This window comes from Colwellia sp. MT41 (genome assembly GCF_001444365.1).
Taxonomy (GTDB): domain Bacteria; phylum Pseudomonadota; class Gammaproteobacteria; order Enterobacterales; family Alteromonadaceae; genus Colwellia; species Colwellia marinimaniae.
The window spans coordinates 738459-756203 of sequence record NZ_CP013145.1; the positions used below are offsets into that span (position 1 = coordinate 738459).

The 17745-nt window shown below is 39.5% G+C and carries 18 protein-coding genes; 8 read left to right on the forward strand and 10 right to left on the reverse strand.

Annotated features, from left to right (window positions below; genetic code table 11):
• Window positions 1-102: 102 nt before the first annotated feature.
• Together CMT41_RS03115 and CMT41_RS03120 are read right to left on the reverse strand one after the other, a co-directional pair.
• The gene (locus CMT41_RS03115; RefSeq protein WP_058026329.1) at window positions 103-2673 is read right to left on the reverse strand and encodes an LruC domain-containing protein; all 2571 of its coding nucleotides are present in this window, start codon (window positions 2671-2673) and stop codon (window positions 103-105) included.
• Window positions 2674-2678: 5 nt separating this feature from the next.
• Window positions 2679-3164 carry a hypothetical protein gene (locus CMT41_RS03120; protein ID WP_057179732.1) on the reverse strand — a complete coding sequence of 162 codons (486 nt, stop codon included), beginning with the start codon at window positions 3162-3164 and terminating at the stop codon, window positions 2679-2681.
• 502 nt (window positions 3165-3666) lie between these two features.
• On the opposite strand from CMT41_RS03120, the gene CMT41_RS03125 reads away from it, so the two are divergent.
• Together CMT41_RS03125 and CMT41_RS03130 are read left to right on the forward strand one after the other, a co-directional pair.
• Entirely contained in the window at window positions 3667-4719 is a 1053-nt protein-coding gene (locus CMT41_RS03125; RefSeq protein ID WP_058026330.1) for a hypothetical protein, read from the forward strand.
• Window positions 4720-4796: 77 nt separating this feature from the next.
• Complete coding sequence (locus CMT41_RS03130; RefSeq protein WP_058026331.1) at window positions 4797-5849, forward strand: hypothetical protein; 1053 nt, start codon at window positions 4797-4799, stop codon at window positions 5847-5849.
• 180 nt (window positions 5850-6029) lie between these two features.
• On the opposite strand, the gene CMT41_RS03135 is transcribed toward CMT41_RS03130, so the two are convergent.
• Window positions 6030-8354, reverse strand: coding sequence for an aminotransferase class V-fold PLP-dependent enzyme (locus CMT41_RS03135; RefSeq protein ID WP_058026332.1), 2325 nt, complete (start codon window positions 8352-8354; stop codon window positions 6030-6032).
• A gap of 407 nt (window positions 8355-8761) precedes the next feature.
• Between CMT41_RS03135 and CMT41_RS03140 the strand changes: the two genes are divergently transcribed.
• Window positions 8762-9328 carry a YSC84-related protein gene (locus CMT41_RS03140; RefSeq protein WP_058026333.1) on the forward strand — a complete coding sequence of 189 codons (567 nt, stop codon included), beginning with the start codon at window positions 8762-8764 and terminating at the stop codon, window positions 9326-9328.
• Window positions 9329-9680: 352 nt separating this feature from the next.
• Here the strand turns inward: CMT41_RS03140 and CMT41_RS03145 are convergent, their stop codons facing one another.
• From CMT41_RS03145 to CMT41_RS03160, 4 genes are all read right to left on the reverse strand, one after another.
• Window positions 9681-10070: an adenylyltransferase/cytidyltransferase family protein gene (locus CMT41_RS03145; protein WP_057179737.1), complete on the reverse strand. Its 390-nt coding sequence runs from the start codon at window positions 10068-10070 to the stop codon at window positions 9681-9683.
• A gap of 269 nt (window positions 10071-10339) precedes the next feature.
• The gene (locus CMT41_RS03150; protein ID WP_057179738.1) at window positions 10340-10993 is read right to left on the reverse strand and encodes a CDP-alcohol phosphatidyltransferase family protein; all 654 of its coding nucleotides are present in this window, start codon (window positions 10991-10993) and stop codon (window positions 10340-10342) included.
• A gap of 547 nt (window positions 10994-11540) precedes the next feature.
• Window positions 11541-12236 (reverse strand): LrgB family protein, encoded by a 696-nt coding sequence (locus CMT41_RS03155; protein WP_058026334.1) that lies wholly within the window; start codon window positions 12234-12236, stop codon window positions 11541-11543.
• Window positions 12236-12661: a CidA/LrgA family protein gene (locus CMT41_RS03160; RefSeq protein ID WP_057179740.1), complete on the reverse strand. Its 426-nt coding sequence runs from the start codon at window positions 12659-12661 to the stop codon at window positions 12236-12238. Before CMT41_RS03160 ends, CMT41_RS03155 begins: the two co-directional genes overlap by 1 nt.
• Before the next feature lie 184 nt (window positions 12662-12845).
• Between CMT41_RS03160 and CMT41_RS18485 the strand changes: the two genes are divergently transcribed.
• The 4 genes from CMT41_RS18485 to CMT41_RS03170 all read left to right on the forward strand — a co-directional run bounded on the left by CMT41_RS18485 (window position 12846) and on the right by CMT41_RS03170 (window position 14244).
• A complete protein-coding gene (locus CMT41_RS18485; RefSeq protein ID WP_157466264.1) occupies window positions 12846-12962 on the forward strand; it encodes a CHASE3 domain-containing protein in 117 nt (38 codons plus the stop codon).
• Window positions 12963-13228: 266 nt separating this feature from the next.
• Window positions 13229-13348 carry a CHASE3 domain-containing protein gene (locus tag CMT41_RS19870; RefSeq protein WP_442855078.1) on the forward strand — a complete coding sequence of 40 codons (120 nt, stop codon included), beginning with the start codon at window positions 13229-13231 and terminating at the stop codon, window positions 13346-13348.
• 265 nt (window positions 13349-13613) lie between these two features.
• Entirely contained in the window at window positions 13614-13838 is a 225-nt protein-coding gene (locus CMT41_RS03165; protein WP_057179742.1) for a hypothetical protein, read from the forward strand.
• 13 nt (window positions 13839-13851) lie between these two features.
• Complete coding sequence (locus CMT41_RS03170; protein WP_057179743.1) at window positions 13852-14244, forward strand: VOC family protein; 393 nt, start codon at window positions 13852-13854, stop codon at window positions 14242-14244.
• 638 nt (window positions 14245-14882) lie between these two features.
• Here the strand turns inward: CMT41_RS03170 and CMT41_RS03175 are convergent.
• Window positions 14883-15101, reverse strand: coding sequence for a hypothetical protein (locus CMT41_RS03175; RefSeq protein WP_057179744.1), 219 nt, complete (start codon window positions 15099-15101; stop codon window positions 14883-14885).
• A 138-nt stretch (window positions 15102-15239) separates the two neighbouring features.
• On the opposite strand from CMT41_RS03175, the gene CMT41_RS03180 reads away from it, so the two are divergent.
• Complete coding sequence (locus CMT41_RS03180; RefSeq protein WP_057179745.1) at window positions 15240-15452, forward strand: hypothetical protein; 213 nt, start codon at window positions 15240-15242, stop codon at window positions 15450-15452.
• Between the two features lie 107 nt (window positions 15453-15559).
• Here CMT41_RS03180 and ppa read toward each other — a convergent pair whose 3' ends face one another.
• A complete protein-coding gene (gene ppa, locus CMT41_RS03185) occupies window positions 15560-16090 on the reverse strand; it encodes an inorganic diphosphatase (RefSeq protein ID WP_057179746.1) in 531 nt (176 codons plus the stop codon).
• 366 nt (window positions 16091-16456) lie between these two features.
• Window positions 16457-17710, reverse strand: coding sequence for an NO-inducible flavohemoprotein (gene hmpA, locus CMT41_RS03190; RefSeq protein WP_335338156.1), 1254 nt, complete (start codon window positions 17708-17710; stop codon window positions 16457-16459).
• Between the last annotated feature and the right edge of the window lie 35 nt (window positions 17711-17745).

Below are 17745 nucleotides of genomic sequence, written 5' to 3' on the forward strand. Positions count from 1 at the left end.
TTTCAATTAGGGGGCACTCTTTGGCATATTACTAGCCACTGCTGGATTGCATATAAAGGCTGGCATTTTAGTGAGTTACGGTCTTAGTGGTAATCCCTGCTATCAAATGTCATTAACGGCTTCAAAAACAAATTTTGCATTACGTTTACTTTTATACCAATTTTTTTTACTTTTTCCTTTGCTGGCCGCCCATTGCAAAATATCAGGGTAGCCATTAGATAGATCTACACGCTCTTTTGTGTGATGCCACTTGGCTGGAATAAGCATAGCCCAAGGTAAATTCCCCTCCGTTTGATAATACCTATCTTGGCTTTTATCTGAGTCATCTTGTCCTTGGCCAAACTTTCTTTTAGAAGCCTTTGTTGAGGGAAAATGGCCAGGAAAGTGTACTTCGATCTGCTCGCCAGTATCGAGTACTCTCGAAATGAAACTGTTATATGGTGCCGTGCCTAGCGTTTGAGATGATATAGGGTAATTGAAGTTAATGGTTAAGGTATAAAGATTGCCATTAACCTTAGGGCTACCGGAAAAGGTATTAGACATCTTATATCCTGGAGGCGGTGGTAAGGCATCTGCTATTTTATCTATAATGATAAATAGGGATTGATTGCCGTCTGCTATCGGACTTAGCTCGGTTGTTACGCCTTTTAACTGCATGCTCACTTGACCAATATTAGTAATGGGCGTGTTAATGAGTAATCGTAAGGAGTTTTCATAAATGGCACCGCGAGCTACAGGTAGTATTTTAAGAACAATGCGATGAACAAGGCCATTGACCTTATTTTCTTCAACGTTGTAATCAAATACGGCATCGTTAAAATCGTAGTCCCCTGTTAATGGCCACTCATCTTCAAATGCCATGGTGCCAAATTGGCTGTTTGCCGGAGAATATGAGGTGCTGGTGGTTGATATAGTGGGTGTATCATTACTATCCAAGGGTGAGGTTTCATAAAAGTTTACTTCGTTGCCATCACTAAAGCCGTCATTGTCACTATCAGGATTATTGGGGTCGGTATTAAATAAATTAAGCTCTTCATTATCGGTTAAACCGTCGCCGTCACTATCCGCAAGCGTTGGGTCGGTATTGGTTTCCAGTAGCTCTTGCTGATCGGTTAAGCCATCATGGTCTGAGTCAATTAAAGAGGGATCTGTTTTAGTAACCATTACCTCCTCATAATCACTGGCACCATCGCCATCGGTATCAACCATGGTAGGATCTGAATTATAAATAACTACTTCGTCGAAGTCCGATAAACCATCTTCGTCACTATCCGCCATCAGTGGATTTGATTGATAAATGGTCACTTCTTCTTTATCCGTTAAGCCATCACCATCGCTATCACTGAGGTTTGGGTCAGTACCTAAAATATTAATTTCATCCCAATCATTCAAACCATCATTGTCACTATCTATTGCCTCTGAGTCATAAGCTAGTTGAGTTTGCATTTCGGTGAGTGCCTGCTCTCTTGCTGATGGGCTAGTGTCACGATTCAGGTAATAAAGGTAACTAACACCTTGAGTGCTGCTGGTGACAATTTTGTTATGTGCACCAATAACTATATAGTCCTGTGCAATAGTGACAGCATGGCCAAAATTATCTTGTTGCTTAGCATCATCCGGCTCAAAGTTAAATACTTCAGTCCAAACTTCGTTTATATTTTGAAATAGGTAAGTTGAGCCTCTAGCGCTATTTTTATTTTCGGCGCCGATAATTAGGTAATCCCCTGAGATAGCAACACTAGAGCCAAAATTATCTCCTTGCGCAGCATCACTTGCTATCAGTTTTGCTTGATTACTCCATAACTGCCCCGTTCTTTTATAAACATAGACAGCGCCACTTTTTTTATTCTTTTTAATTAAAGGGTCATTTTCTGATTTTGCCCCTAAAACAGCATGATTGTTCGAAATTGCTACGCTGGTGGCAAAACTGGCGCTTTTAGTGATATCGCCACCTTTTAAACTAGCCTGGAGACTCCAAATACCGTCTTCTCGTCGGTAAATATAGGCACTACCTTCATGGGTACGACCATGATCATCATCCCCTATGATGAGGTATTCACCGGATAAACTCAGTGCCGAGCCAAAATGAGCACTTTTAAATGATGAAACGGGCGTGAACACGATATCTTCAACCCAGCCGGAATCCGTACTTTTAAAAATATAAACAGTACCCTCATGGCTCGCAGAAGCACCGGGTGCACCAATCGCTATATAGCTTTGTGAAATACTCAGTGCGCTGGCGAACTTATCATTAGCGGCTGAATTTGGACTGATTAATTCAGCTTCTAGTATCCATGAGTCACCTTGGCGTTGATAAATATAGGCAATACCCTTGGTACCATTTTGTTTTTTTTCTGCGCCGATAACTAGCTGTTCCCCAGAGAGTGCAACAGTTTTACCAAACTGTTGCACTACTAAGCTGTCAGTATTAGGGCTAAGGCAACTTAATAGGCTCCAGCTTTCACCTGAACGTTGATAGAGGCAAGCTTGCCCTATATCGTCACTTGCGCCAGGAGCACCTATAACGGCAATATCACCAAAAATAGCGACGGATGAACCAAGTTTTTTATACTCCGCTGGGGTTAAATCTATAGTTATAGCCTGCAGTACCGGGTCAGCATTGGCCGCAAATATGGATAAGCAAGTTAGTATGCTAAGGAACACTATTTTCATCTTAATTACTCCTGAAAAGTATGAGTAAGTAGGTCATGGTTATTGATTTTAACCGTCACTAAGGTTGAAAAGTCATCATTTCTAACCACAATTAAAGCGTTTATTGCTGTGGCCACGGTCAACATGCTTTTATAGCTATTTGATTGATTGATTGTGCCTTGCTCTAGTAAATTTACTGGGGTAAGTGCACTGGTATCTATGGTTGAATAAATTGAAATTTTTTCTTGGAACTGCATGGTTGAAAAATGCAAATCAATACTTACCATTCTTTGGCTGGCGAAGGCAAAGTTGCCTGCTATGGTGATACTACTAAGTGAATTTGTTGCTTCTTGCTCTATTTTATTTTGCTCTGCTATGTTGTTTTGCATAGTGTTTTCTGGTGGGGCAGCTTGGATTTTTGCAACTTCTTGCTCTTCTTCATCACCGCAGGCATAAAGTAGCGGAACTAAAATAAGAAGAAACAATACCCATTTATATTGAGATAAAGTCATATTTACTCCTTAAATAAAACTTAGTTTATTATCGTGATAAAGGTTTAAGTTAATAGAATAACTGTAACTTTAACTAACAGAGCAAAGCGCATGCCACAAAATAAAAATAATATTTTTTACTTTAATAACAGAGTATTAGCTTGTTGTGGCTAACATATTAATATTTTATGAGCACGGCATATTGTCGGTTTTTCAATATGGTTTGCATTTTACGATTGATATTTATCCATGCCAGTTAATAACGAAGCTAGCTTATATTTACTTCACTCCAATAATATTCAGTAATTCGAATTAATCACTCAGAGTAATCTATTGTCCTTTTTTTAGTGATGACTATAACTATTGTTTATTCTGATTATTTCCATTATAAATAATTCGCATCTGGATAAAAAACGAGCGATATTCTATTGTCAATGCAACTGGTCCAACGTCCGATCAGTTTAAATGATAATAATAAAAACATGATGAAATAAAAAAAATTATAAAAAAATATGGGGATAATATGAATATAATCAAGATCTCAGCTGCTTTTGTAGCTCTCTGTTTCGCGCTCTACTCAACAGCCGCATACAGCAAAGAATATAAAATAGTGCTTATCCATGGCTTGCAACCACAACAATTAATATCCGACGGTAATGTCAGTGAAAGTGGCCAAAACTATTGGCAAGGTTATTGGGCCGATTTAAGTGATGCCCGTATTGACTGGCCTTCATATGAGCGAATAGAAGAAAAAATCGCTACTGATTATCTTTGGCCAAAGTTAAAAAGTTTTTCTGAAAGTAACTTTTGCTCACCTGGCTGTATCTTTGTCACGCACTCTGCCGGTGATTTAGTGGCTCGCTATATTATTGATAACCAAGCGACTTGGTTAGAAAATGCTGGCTTAGCACCACTTAATATCGTTGCTACTTTTGATATTGCCGGTGCTGGCGGTGGCAGTGAACTTGCCGATTTAGCGGTCAGTGTTGCTCAAGCTACCGAAAGCTGGACCTTTATTATAGAGGCTGCTTTAGAAGCCTGGCTGGGTGGTCAACTTAGTGATGAAATGGGGGTACTCCATGACCTAAAAGTCAATAATGCTAGACATTTGTCACCATTACCCGATGCAAGAATACCTCGTTTACGCTTTGTTGGTGATGCAAGTGAATACTTAGGTGTTACTAGCCTATTCATTCAAGGTCATGATGACGGTGTTGTTGGCAGCCATTCCTCATGTGGTGGTAATCGCCAAGGACATTTTGGTAGTTGTAGTACACAAGTAGCCTTTAACGGTAAAATATCAAATCAAAGCAATGCTGTTTCAGGCTTTATGCCGTATCATTACCCTATGCTTATGGGAGAAGATTATAGCCATGGTTCACTACTTGAGCCAAAGCAGCAAGGTAAAGTTACACCAGCAAGTAACCAGCAAAATATGTTATCGGGTGAGGCTATTCATTTTGATACCTACACTCAAACCAGTGGCTGGTGGCTTTGGCAAAGCAATTATCTTTATGTGCAAAATTCCAAAAATGACAGCATGTCAACGCTGATTTATGACGCGATCCCTAACTAAAAAATATGCATAGCTGTTCATCGTTGCTACTAATATTGGCAAAGGTTAACAGCTGATAAATCAGGAAAAAATGAGTTATGAAAAATACCCAGTTCTTAAAGCGAATGGTGGTGATGAGTATTGTTGTTGTCACTGTTTGGCTTTTTTGGCCATCAATGCCACAACAACAAATAATGGTGAATGACGCTCTGATAAAAAGACTGCCAATAGAAGCCATAAATCTGCCAGCAGCCGCCGTTCAGAAAAAAACTACGCTTGCGCTAACGCCAGAAAAAATAACCTTAAGCGATTCGGCAACATTAGTCGCTAAAGTGTATGCCGCGACATTAAAATTTCCAATATACTCTCAACCGCTGACCGATAAAGATTTTGACCGTTTGCAACCAAACCATTTCAATCCACAATCGATTCCTGTTGATGATGCTGGCAGTCAAGTCACTGCTGCCTTATCACAATATCGTTACACCTATCCTGAGCCTGTTTTCGCGACCCTTACCGGCGAAAATATCGATAATGCCGAGCTTCAGCTCGTTGACATAGCTACTGGCAAGGTGTTGTTAACCAGTACGTTTGAACAGGATGAAGATAACTGGTATGCACAATTTGAAGGTAGGCGAAACTTGCCAAGGCAACTGCAAGTTACCATAACAGCATTGATTAATGGTAAGTATATTACTATTGCTCTGGCACTCAAGTATGTTGATTCAATCGCCACACTCGAAGGGTTCAATGCACCATTTCATCAAGATGCAGATATGGTGCTGTCAGCCAACTTAACCACAAGAGAGCAAGGTCTTTATAGAATACGCGCAAACTTATTTGATGCCAACAATCAACCTATCGCCCACTTAGTTGCTAAAGAAAAGCTTAGTAAAGGCAGTAGTCATATAAACCTAAAAGTTCATCAATCAGTATTAAAAGGCCAACAAGCGCCATTCTATTTAGCTACTTTCTCAATCGAGTTAATGTCGCCAGCAGCCGGTAAACCGACAAAATATGGCAACAGCGCGATTAAGAAATATGAAATTAAAGATTTTGCCATATCTAGCTTAAGTGATATTCCTTATCAACCTTCTGCTCAGGAAAAACAACGATTGCAGCTATTGCAGAATATGGCGGCGGGGAGGTAAATAAATGCAATTTGGTGATATTAATGAAAACTAAGTTTGCTCAATTTACTCAAACTTAGTTTGCCATATATTTAAAGGGGGCTAAGGCAGCCAAACATTGCTGTTTTAGTCAATACAGCTTGCTCGGCAAGGCTCAAGTTACTTGCATTGTCATGGTAACAATGGTCTTTGCATGAGCTACTAATATTGATGAAAAGCGTAACCACCGGTTAAATGCCCAACTTGTTCAAAGCCCAGACGCCCTAATGCTTGCGCGGCCAAATGAGAGCGACTACCACTGCGACAAATCAGTACCAAGGGTACTTGTTTATCATCTTGGTGCTCTTGCACAAACTGCACTAGTCGAGTTAAAGGCACGTTGTAGGTGAACTTTTCATCGTGCTGTAGTGCGTATTCATGTGCCTCTCTGATATCAATTAATTTAATCGTGCTCGATTTTTTCATTGCCTCAGTTAAGCTGGCACTATCATATTCACGCACAGCAACTTTATCGCCAGCACAGATTAAAGCGCCACACATAATTTCACTGCCAGATTCATCAATAATACCTTTGTCCATAGTGTACTTTTGTATTGAAAAAAAATTGGAATTGATTTCATCGTTGATCACTTTATGGAGTAGTGAATTACGTGATATTTCAGCGCCAATGCTGGTGGTAAACTCGTTGTTATAATCATGACTAGGACAAATAAGACTCTCTGTACCGATAAGGGTATTTAACAATTGTAAACTGGTAAACATAGCCGGCGCACTACTCGTGTCGAAGTTTGTGCGGCCAAGGCTGTTCATTAAAATTAAGTCACCGCAAAAGGCATAGAGCACAACTAATTTATCGCTTGAATCAGTGACGGGCTCGCATAGTAATAAGCTAATACTGTCCTCGGTATGCCCAGGTGTGGCAACTTTAAGCAACCACTTATCGCCCAGCGTTAGGTACTGGTATTCATTACCATTAATGTTTGTTGTTGGTGTATTGTCTGGCCAGCCTAGTGCATCAGTTTTCTGCTCAGCTAAGCACGTTTTGGCGATACTGGCACGACAAGAGACATGATCGGCATGGCCATGGCTATCAATAACTGCGACTAACTTAAGGCCATGACATGTCAGCATGGTTTGCAAGCGTTCGGCTACTTCCGGTAAGGGATCGATAACGAATGCCGACTTGGTTTTGTGATCGACATATAGCCAACTACAGCTACCACCTACTTTAAATTGTACTAAACCCTCTAATGCCTTGTTATCGGTTATTACCTTGCTATCCATGGCATTGGTGTCAATAGTCAGACAACTTTGTCGCAATGCTTGCGCCGCAGAGACAATTCGCTCACAGGTCTGGTCAACTAGCTCTTGCGTCATGGCGGGTCCAAACGACATTCTAATTGCCGACTCACTTTGCCAGGAGGGTAGCCCCATTGCATCTAAGACAAAACTGCGCGTTACTTTAGAACTACAAGCTGATCCTGAACTTACTCGGACATTGGCTGCGTCGAATAAATCCATCATTTCTTTCGAGCTAAAGCCAGGGATAGCGAAATTAATGGTGGTTGGCACTGAGTTTTCAAAACTATGATTAAAAACGATATTAGGGAATGCTTGAATCAATGTTGCCACTATCTGTTGATGGAATAAGTGCAGCGATTTCACTGGCGTAAAGCTATGTTCACTTTCTCCCATTAGCATATCAAATATAACGCTTAAGGCCGCTAACCCAGGTAAATTTTCCGTGCCCGAGCGTAAGCCGCCTTCTTGGCCACCACCAGCAATAACGGGCGTGAATGGCGCGTTGTCTTTAATATAGATAAAACCTATGCCTTTAGGGGCATATAGTTTGTGGCCACTAAAGGGCGCATAATCAATACTTGTTTGCGCTAAGTTCAAGTCTTGTTTACCTAAAGCTTGCACACAATCTACCATCCAAGCAATATTGGCATTATTGGCACGTATGGTTTTGTCTAATAGATTAAGGTCTTGATAGACACCAGTTTCGTTGTTAACAGCCATGGTACAAATCATCAGGGCGTTAGGGACTTGCTTGGCGATAAAATCCATATCAAGGCGACCCATTTTATCTACCGGGATTGCTGTTACTTCGGCGTTAATATCAAGAATTTCATTCCAATGCTTGAGTGACTCTGGCACCGCTTTATGTTCGGTGGCACCGTATAAAAGACAATATTTTTTACTTGTTATAGCGGTTATATCAAGGGTCTTTTTGGCCGCAATCAATGCTGATAAAATTGCTGTTTGAATGCCTTCGGTAGCGCCACTGGTAAATATAATTTCACCTTCGCCAGCACCAACAATCTGTTTAGCTTGTCGCCTTGTTTTGGCCATTATCTGCTGCGCTTGCAGGCCGGTAATATGGCTACTACTTGGATTGCCAAAAAAAGTTTCCATGGTGGCTAAAGCTGCCGCCGCTGCTTGCGGTAAAACTTGCGTGGTCGCATTGGCATCAAGATAAATTAAGCTCAGTGGTTGTTTTACATCGGTAGGTAAATTAGTCATAAAATTCTCTGGAGTTATGCAGTTAGCTGTCACTGCTTACTAGTCGACTTAACAGTGGCGTTGATAGAGAAATTATTTCACGAATTGCTTGGTATATTTTTGCTTACTGAGCCTTAATAGAGTGATAGTTTGGTGTTCTATTTTGATTTATATCAATAAACCGGAAAATTATTCCTGAAGACCTTGAGTTGAAGAATAGTCAGTCTAACTACCGGCTTGTTTAGGAAATTTAATTCCCAAAGCGAATTATGTTATAGCTACTTTAGCCGTAACAAATTTATAAACAATTTAGCGTGTTTATTATGTGGGTAAATGATAAAAACAGTCATGTAATGGCTATAACATTTGTTCGTTTTTTAGTGACCTAGTAACGGGCTTTTATAAAATTTCAATACTATGGAGAAAATATGAAAAAATTACTTTTATCGTTAATCACTGTGTTCGTTTTAGTGGCGGGCTTTACTGTGCAAGCAGATGACTACAGTCAAACTATTGATAATTTCAAATCATCACCAGCGACTAAAGACTTTTTTAACCAGGCTTATGGCTATGCGGTTTATCCCACTATAGCGAAGGCTGGGGTAGGAATTGGTGCTGCTCATGGCAAGGGTCTGGTTTATTTGCATAATAAAAAGGTCGGGAAAAGTAGCATGACGCAACTATCCATTGGTTTTCAATTAGGTGGTCAGGTATATAGTCAAATAATTTTCTTCCAAGATAAACGTTCATTTGATGAGTTTACTTCCGGAAATTTTGAATTTTCTGCCAGTGCTTCAGCGGTCGCCTTAACAGCGGCAGTTCAAGCGCAAGTAGGCTCTTCAGGGATAAGCTCAAGCAAAGGTGCTGATTCGAGTTCAACTAAACAAAACAAAGCTATCTATCACAAAGGCATGGCGGTGATGACTTTAACAAAAGGCGGCTTGATGTATGAAGCGGTATTAGCAGGGCAAAAATATAGTTATATAGCGCTGTAATTTCTATCTTTAATAGTCATGCCAACGGCTAAAAGCTGATGTATGCACTTTGTTTCTGGCTCAAGAGGTATTATTTATCAAGCCACCGGCAGTACCTTGTAACAACTCAATGGCAGCGGCTCAACTTTACCCTGAGCCATTGTGGTCATAACGTTGGCCTAAGCGAGAAATTAATTAGCTTAGCAAGCACGACATTATTGATTTTTTGATATAAAAAAACAGTCCATAAGGGACTGTTTTTAGGCAGACTGTGCATAAAGGGAGTAAAAACTCCGCTTACTGCGTATATACCCGTTACCATTCAAAGTGCTCAAGCACTCTGAAACATGCATCTTGAATGGTTATAAAGGGATTAAACTTTAAGTTTTTTTATGATTGATGATGAATCAATTAGAGGGTTTCTCGGTACATAGCGCATAATACCCATTTTGTGCGGTAACTTGTACATATGTTCCATGTTATCACCGGCAACATGAATGTCAATCTTATGTTTTTGGTAAAAACTTGCATCATTATTCGGGGTAAGTGGGGCAACAATTACCTCATCAACACCCTTAATGTTTCGAATGATTTCACAGCGTTGTTCACAAGAAATAATAGGTGAACGCTTATAAGATTTAACGTCTTCGTCTGAATGTACGCCAACAATAAGGTAGTCGCCAAACTCTTTTGCTTTTTGTATAACCGATAAATGCCCTACGTGAAACAAATCAAATACGCCACTGGTGTATACTCTTTTCATCTTTATTACTCCTATACATATCGAACATATAAAAAATACTTTTGCTATATGCGCTATTCAAATCGTCCTCGCTGCAAACTCACTCTGTGGTGAAAATGTCGGGAATAGCGAACAGTTCGCTGTTAAAGATCGATCTCAGTACCTAAACCGTGTTTACTAACTACGGTAACTAAGGGTACTTATTTTATTGAATAGCTATGGCTTTAGGCGCCATGCATCATTATCGTTGCCTGAATGACAGTTAAAAATATCACTCAGGTGTAAATATTCTAGACTAGCAACCAGCCATAAGCCACAGTGATAAATAAAGTGTATAGAGCAAGGACATAATACCAACTACCACTGAGTTTTGGTGTTCTTATCGAGGCTACATTGAGAGCTGCTATTACCAGGATGGTAATATAAAGAACGATAGTGAATGCCGAAGTCGAGATAAAACGCTCTAACAGAAAAACAAAAACAAGAATGATGGCATTATTATCAGAGGCAAGACCTTGATAGGTGGATTTTCCATCTAAGCCATAAACATTAAAATAACTTAGTCGTAAGACGCAAGCGGCAACAATAATAAAAGCACCGGGGAAGAATATAGGATCGTAATTGCCATAGCTCAATAAGATAACGGCCGGGCAGATGCCAAAGCTGACAAGATCGATGAGTGAATCTACTTGTCCACCCACTTGACCTTGCTTAGCCGTTCGGTTTTTCATTTTACGAGCAATTTTGCCATCATTCCAATCAAAAAATACTGCCCAAATTAATCCTATCATCGCGGCAGGGTATATGCCGATCAAGGCAAAGTATAGTGCTAATAATGCTGAAAAAAGACCAACCAAAGAACAAATGTTTGGTAAGTCAAAGGCAAGTGATATTATCGAAGGAGGTGTTGTCGACGGATTACTATCTGTTTTTACTGATGGCATGAATCACTCTCATTGTGAATTAATTATATTTTTTGGATATTAATCTAAAGAGTGAACAACTAGAGGGTATTGTTATCGATACGAGTTTTTTAATGTAGTTAATTTTCTTACGGGAAGTCTTATAACATTAAATTACTTTGTCTATAAAATATTTGTCATCAATAGATAATTTGGCATGAATATAGCATATTTTTCATACTCAATCTTATTTATTTCTACTTATCTTTATATTAGCTAAGATAAAAAGGTAGCTATTATTCTAATTTCTCGACTAATTATTCCTTAAGCGGTTGTTTATATTATTTTTTATTTGTAAATGGAAAGTTACAAGTAACCATGAACGCTATAAGATGTATTACTGAACATTGGCCATCACAGCTTGATGAGTATATTTTAGTATATTCGGGCGACATGAGATAAAGCCTGCTTTGACTCAAAGGTAATATTTATGGCAAATATTCTGCACTAAAGTCTTCACTACGCACTAGAGCAATTGAGCCACTGGCTACTCGAGCCTTGTATTGTTGTTTTGATGGTAATAGGCTAATTAAATCATTGAAAATAAAACAATAACGACAGTTGTTAATAAGCCGTTTAAGCACATCGCTAATACTGAAAAGGCGGCACATTGCTCACTAATTTGTACCGCAGAGGATGTTCCTATAGCGTGTGAGGCAATACCCAGTGATAAGCCCTTACTTATATCGTGTTTTATTGCCAGCAAGGAAAATAGTGGCGTTGCTAATGCGGCGCCAATAATGCCACTGATAATGACAAAAATGACCGCGATAGCCGGAATGCCACCAACGAGTTTAGTAATATTAATAGCAATGGGCGAGGTGATTGATTTACTGATCATGCTCAAAAGTAATGAGCCATCAACCTTGAATAACCAAAGTAACAATAGCGCCGAGCAGGGCGATATTATCGCACCCAGCAATAAAGGGAAAAATATAGCGCTTTTGTATTTTGCTAATACCGCTAAGTTTTTATAGAGCGGCACGCCTAATGCTACGGTTGCTGGGGCTAGCATCATCATAATCACTTGGCTATTTTGTTGATAAGCTTCAATAGAAATATCAAAGGTATGCAATAAAGCGACCAGTACCACGCCACTGAGTATTAACGGGTGCGCTAAAGGGAATTGTTTACAGTAGTGATATAATTTGCTTGATAACTGAAAAACGGTCCACGTTATTAACAGATTAGCTGCCAGCAGAAGTAACATAGTTGAGTTTTGCATTACTTGTCAGTATCCATTGTTGACGCATTTACTGAGTGTTTCACTGATACTTTTGTCGCAGCTTCAATCAGTTTATCACTGAGCAGACTAGTAACCGCTAGGGTAACTAAGGTGCTGATAAAAAGTGCCAGCAAACAGGCAAGCCAATAATCTGCTAACGCTGGCCAAAATAAGGTGATTGTTACCACATAGGGGATGAAAAATATCGCCATGTTTTTTAGCAAAAATCTACTGGCGATATCAAGTGATTCTGGTACTTGCTTTAATAATATACAAGCTGCGCAGCAAGCTATTAGGCCAATGATTGCTGCTGGTAACGGGATTAAAGCACTCAATAATTCACCCATAAGCAAATAAATAAATATTTGGCAAAAGCCTAAGACCGTTAAATGAAGTTTTTTTAGCTTTGCTATTTTATTTTTCATACACCTAATCACACCTCTTTACCGTTAATGCTTAGCGAAGTATTAACGGCTTGCTCTGATAACTACCTTGCCACCGGCCATAGGGACCTTCAATGCCAGGTGCGCCTGAAAAGATAATACCCTTTAACTTATTGTTAAGTAATAAATATTAATTTATTGAACTGTTGGTAAAGAACTTGAAAAATTGATGATAGCTATGGAAACCGGTGCACGAGGTTTTTTGATCACAGGTAAAGATAGTTTTCTTGAACCCTTTAATAAAGCTCAACAGGTTTGGCAAGAAAAAAATAAAGCGTTGTAAGAGCTTGTTTCGGACAATGATAAGCAGGTCGCTAGGTTGAAGTTAATTGATAAACTGGAAGGACAATGGTTGCAACAATCGGCAGAAGTCGAAATCAGTACCCGAAGAAATGTAAAGAGCAAAGAGATAAGTCTTGAATATATGCAAAACACCTTGCGAGCAGGGCATGGTAAAAAATATTAGAGCAACTTAGCACTTCACTGGATGAATTAACTACTATTTTTGTCCAGTCAAATACCTTAATTGGTGAAAATATTATTTTAGCCATTGGCAAGGCTTTAGTAGACCAAGAGACGGGACAAAGAGGATTTTTAATTACCGGTAGAGCTGAGTTTTTACAGCCATATGAAAATGCAAAAAACGCCATAGCACCTCTATTTAAATAGCTGCGCGAACAGGTAGAGAATAACTATAAATCTACGGTTGTTTTACCACACCTTGAGAATATTCAAAAGTTGTCTAGTCGTTGGTTGCATGAAGCAGCCATTCCTGAAATTTCAACTCGTCGAAAAATAAATAAAACGGGTTTATCGACGTTTTAACGCAGAGCATTGGATAAATGGGGTGTTGAGCAAGTACCACTTATCCATGTTCAGGTTATCTAGCTATACTAAGGTTAGTCGTTAATGAATTGCTAAATAGGATGCTACTATGCATGTACAACTTCTAGTAACACAAACCGATTTTTGTTTGCCTAACCTTATGCGAGAGCTTGAAGATGTTGGCATAAGTTATAGTGTTGAATATATTGAAGATAATCCAGAATTAGTTGCCAGTCATCAAATACGACACTCACCCAATATACTGATTAATGGCAGTTTGATATTTAGATCTCAGCCGAGCATAGGAGAGCTGCGCACATTCTTTTTGGGTTAACGGTGTAATTATTATGGCTTGTTTAACTCATATTGCTTTGCATGTTAAAGATGTAGCTAGTTGTGTCACTTTCTACCAAGATTATGCCGGCATGCAGTTAGTACGCGATCGACACGTTAATGGTAAACACATTATTTGGTTAGCTGAGCCAGGTAAAGCCGCGCAATTTATTTTTGTCATCTTACCTGATGGACCAGGACATCAACAATCATCAATGGACTTTTCTCATTTTGGTTTTGCCTTGGCAAGTCAGCAACAAGTGGATGCGATAGCTCAGAAAGCTGAAAAAGAGGGCCGACTATTGTGGCCGGTAAGACAAGAACCATATCCTGTTGGCTATTATTGCGGTGTGTTAGATCCTGATGGCAATAGAGTAGAGTTTAGTTATGGTCAGCCATTAGGATAGCCTTGCTTCATTTGGTTAAGCCAAGCATTAAATCCTGTCGGCGTTATATTTCTGTGGTGTGTTATACCCTGATGCCAGTAGAGTAGAGTAGAGTAGAGTAGAGTAGAGTAGAGTTTAGTTATGGTCAGCCATTAGGATAGCCTTGCTTCATTTGGTTAAGCCAAGCATTAAATCCTGTCGGCGTTATATTTCTGTGGTGTGTTAGATCCTGATGGCAATAGAGTAGAGTAGAGTAGAATTTAGTGATGGTCAGCCATTAGGATAGCCTTGCTTCATTTTGTTAAGCCAAGCATTAAATCCTGTCGGCGGTATATTTCTGTGGTGTGTTAGACCCTGATGCCAGTAGAGTAGAGTTTAGTGATGGTCAGCCATTAGGATAGCCTTGCTTCATTTTGTTAAGCCAAGCGTTAAATCCTGTCGGCGGTATATTTCTGCGCTGTGTTAGACCCTGATGCCAGTAGAGTAGAGTTTAGTGATGGTCAGCCATTAGGATAGCCTTGCTTCATTTGGTTAAGCAAAGCGTTAAATCCTGTCGGCGGTATATTTCTGCGTGTGTTAGATCCTGATGGCAGTAGAGTTTTTTTATGGTCAGCCATTAGGATAGCCTTGCTTCATTTTGTTAAGTAAAGCGTTAAATTCTACAGGGTGTAAACCTCTGAGTCTGAACGTTTATGCATTTCGCCTCGATTGAGCAAGCCATCTACAGCCGTTTGAACTTGGGCAATATTGTGGAGATATTTTTCATTGCTAAGCCATTGATTACATATCCCTTGTACCGATGCTGAAGCATTAGGGTGGGCTGAAAGGTAATTGATAATACCCGTTTGAATTTCACTGTGAATGTCTTTCATTTTCATCTGAGTGCCCTTAATGTGTCGTGTTTCATATACAAGCTTAGTGTATTATGGGCTTTTTTTCCTGCCATCTCTTAGTTAAAATATACACTCTTGTTATTGGTTTTTCACTTAAGCGACTATTATTAAATGGGGGGCTCTATGAAATATGACCGAAATAAAATAGAGATTGGCCATTATTTGTCTAAGACCAATATTCATTTACGTGATGACAATGTGAAAATAGCTTTTGGTGATGAGTTTGATATAACCGATGTGTTAAAAAACAATCAAGTTGAAATTTTATATCATCATAAAAACTACACCTTTGATAAGGATATTTTAGAGAACGCTATTATTGCCTTAAGTCACTAGCTGCTTTAAACCACTAGCTGCTTGAAGTCACTGGCGAGTTGATAATTTTCGAGGCTAACTAGCTCCATGGCTGGTTATGGCTAAATTTCATCAAGGTTTTTAGCGTTTTATTTAGCTAATGCTCGGTCGTAACTCGTGAGTATTTCCTTGCGCGCATGTTCAACGTCTTGCCAACCTTCTATTTTTACCCACTTATTTTGCTCAAGATCTTTATAGTGTTCGAAAAACATAGTGATTTGTGCCGTCAATAGTGTAGGTAAGTCGCTGACATCGCATATATTTTCATATTCACCATTAAGGCTATTATGGGGCACGGCAATTATCTTGGCATCTTCACCCGATTCATCCGTCATTTTTAATACCGCTACTGGGCGGCAACGAATCACACAACCTGGCTGTAAAGGGTAGGGCGTTGGTACTAAGACATCCAGAGGGTCGCCATCGAGTGACAGAGTGTGATTTATATAACCATAGTTACACGGGTTATACATAGGTGCAGACATAAAGCGGTCGACAAACAAGACGCCGGTATCTTGGTCAACTTCATATTTTATCGGTAAGGCATTGGCAGGTATTTCAATAATGACATTAATATCATCAGGCAACTTCCTCCCTGCTGGCACAGTATTTAAACTCATATTACTCACCTAAAAACAAAGCTAATAATTAAAAGCATAGCCTACAATTGGCCGCTGTATAGTCAGGTCTCACGAGTAAAGGAACTCGACTAAAACTATGTGGTTTGTGACCTGCTAACGGGGCGGTCCATTTACCACTATAGAGCTATATTGCCGATTTTGTTAATGTTTTATTTGCAGTGCAAAATGATGCTTACAACGTACAGGTTAGGTTTTATAAGCTCGCGCTTGAATAATCTTGCTTTGATCGGATTTGAAAGCTATTTACCAAGATCACTTCAATCAAAAATGCCAGTCAGTTTATCACTGACTGGCATTCATTTTTTTATTGCCTTGCATGGTCAAGCTTGAAGCGTTTAACTTTTGCTATAGCTCTGCATGTGGACCAAATATTTCATAATGAATATTTGTCGCTACTACCCCTAAGTTTAGTAATTGCTGTTTAACAAATTGCATAAAAGCAATAGGGCCACAAAGGTAAAAGTTACCTAGTTCAATCGGTAAATTTACCTTAGTTAAATCCATCATGCCGTGGTGAATATGAGCTTGCTCAACCTCCTCATTACGATACCAAATATTCTGCTGCCAATTATTTTCATTAATAAGCTCGGTGGTTCTGGCTGCGAAAGAATGTTGTTCGCTATTTTCACAGGCATGTAAATAATGCACTGACTTGTTATAACCTTGTTGGGCTAGTGTCTCTAACATGGCTTGCATGGGGGTTATACCTACTCCAGCAGAGAGTAGCACTACAGGCGCTTGACGGTCAGTAAAGAAAAAATCTCCTGCTGGCGCGTACAAATTAATTTCATCACCAATATGTATTTTATCATGTAAATAATTAGAGACTATGCCAGTGGTAATTGTGCCGGCAACTTCAGCAGTTTCTCGCTTTACTGAAATTCGATAAGTCTTATGATTAGCTTTATCAGATAAAGAATATTGACGTATTTCTTTAAACTGCCAGTTTGTATCGGTCAGTTCAATACCTAAGTACTGGCCGGGTTGATAGCCAATCACTGATTTTTTATCTAGGGGGGCAAAAATAAAGCTGGTGACCAATTCCGATTCAACTTTCTTTTCTATGACAGTGAATGCTCTAGCGTCGCGCCAACCGCCCAAAGTATCGGCGCGTGCTTGGTATAACTCAGCTTCTCTATCAATAAAAATTTGCGCTAAAAATTGATAGGCTGCTGTCCACGCTTCTTCAACATCAGTAGTGAATGCTGCACCGGTTAACTCACGTAGGGTCTCAATCAGGTGGTGGCCAACAATGGCGTATTGCGGTGCTTTAATATTAAAGCTAGTATGTTTTTGGGCAATTCGCTCTATCGCCGTTGTTAACGCCGCTAAATTGTCGATGTTTTTAGCATAGGCGGCTATGGCTTCAAATAAAGCCACTTGCTGCCTACCTGAGCGTTGATTGGCCATATTGAAGATATCTTGCAGCTCTGGGTTATGGCTGAACAGACGTTTATAGAAGTGCTCCGTTAAAGCGGGGCCAGCATTCTCTAGCAGGGGAACGGTACTTTTTATAATGTCGATATGTTTATCAGTTAACATAATTACTCCTAAGGTAAACTGAAATGAAAAATGAGTCCTAGGAAAATGACCTAGGATGTTTTAAATGCCTTTGTATTACTTGGTGTTTCGAG

What these genes read in the sequence shown, in the direction of transcription:
- CMT41_RS03115 (WP_058026329.1), bottom strand. Translation starts at nt 2,673, where the DNA reads ATGAAAATAGTGTTCCTTAGCATACTAACTTGCTTATCCATATTTGCG.
- CMT41_RS03120 (WP_057179732.1), bottom strand. Translation starts at nt 3,164, where the DNA reads ATGACTTTATCTCAATATAAATGGGTATTGTTTCTTCTTATTTTAGTT.
- CMT41_RS03125 (WP_058026330.1), top strand. Translation starts at nt 3,667, where the DNA reads ATGAATATAATCAAGATCTCAGCTGCTTTTGTAGCTCTCTGTTTCGCG.
- CMT41_RS03130 (WP_058026331.1), top strand. Translation starts at nt 4,797, where the DNA reads ATGAAAAATACCCAGTTCTTAAAGCGAATGGTGGTGATGAGTATTGTT.
- CMT41_RS03135 (WP_058026332.1), bottom strand. Translation starts at nt 8,354, where the DNA reads ATGACTAATTTACCTACCGATGTAAAACAACCACTGAGCTTAATTTAT.
- CMT41_RS03140 (WP_058026333.1), top strand. Translation starts at nt 8,762, where the DNA reads ATGAAAAAATTACTTTTATCGTTAATCACTGTGTTCGTTTTAGTGGCG.
- CMT41_RS03145 (WP_057179737.1), bottom strand. Translation starts at nt 10,070, where the DNA reads ATGAAAAGAGTATACACCAGTGGCGTATTTGATTTGTTTCACGTAGGG.
- CMT41_RS03150 (WP_057179738.1), bottom strand. Translation starts at nt 10,993, where the DNA reads ATGCCATCAGTAAAAACAGATAGTAATCCGTCGACAACACCTCCTTCG.
- CMT41_RS03155 (WP_058026334.1), bottom strand. Translation starts at nt 12,236, where the DNA reads ATGCAAAACTCAACTATGTTACTTCTGCTGGCAGCTAATCTGTTAATA.
- CMT41_RS03160 (WP_057179740.1), bottom strand. Translation starts at nt 12,661, where the DNA reads ATGAAAAATAAAATAGCAAAGCTAAAAAAACTTCATTTAACGGTCTTA.
- CMT41_RS03165 (WP_057179742.1), top strand. Translation starts at nt 13,614, where the DNA reads ATGCATGTACAACTTCTAGTAACACAAACCGATTTTTGTTTGCCTAAC.
- CMT41_RS03170 (WP_057179743.1), top strand. Translation starts at nt 13,852, where the DNA reads ATGGCTTGTTTAACTCATATTGCTTTGCATGTTAAAGATGTAGCTAGT.
- CMT41_RS03175 (WP_057179744.1), bottom strand. Translation starts at nt 15,101, where the DNA reads ATGAAAATGAAAGACATTCACAGTGAAATTCAAACGGGTATTATCAAT.
- CMT41_RS03180 (WP_057179745.1), top strand. Translation starts at nt 15,240, where the DNA reads ATGAAATATGACCGAAATAAAATAGAGATTGGCCATTATTTGTCTAAG.
- ppa (WP_057179746.1), bottom strand. Translation starts at nt 16,090, where the DNA reads ATGAGTTTAAATACTGTGCCAGCAGGGAGGAAGTTGCCTGATGATATT.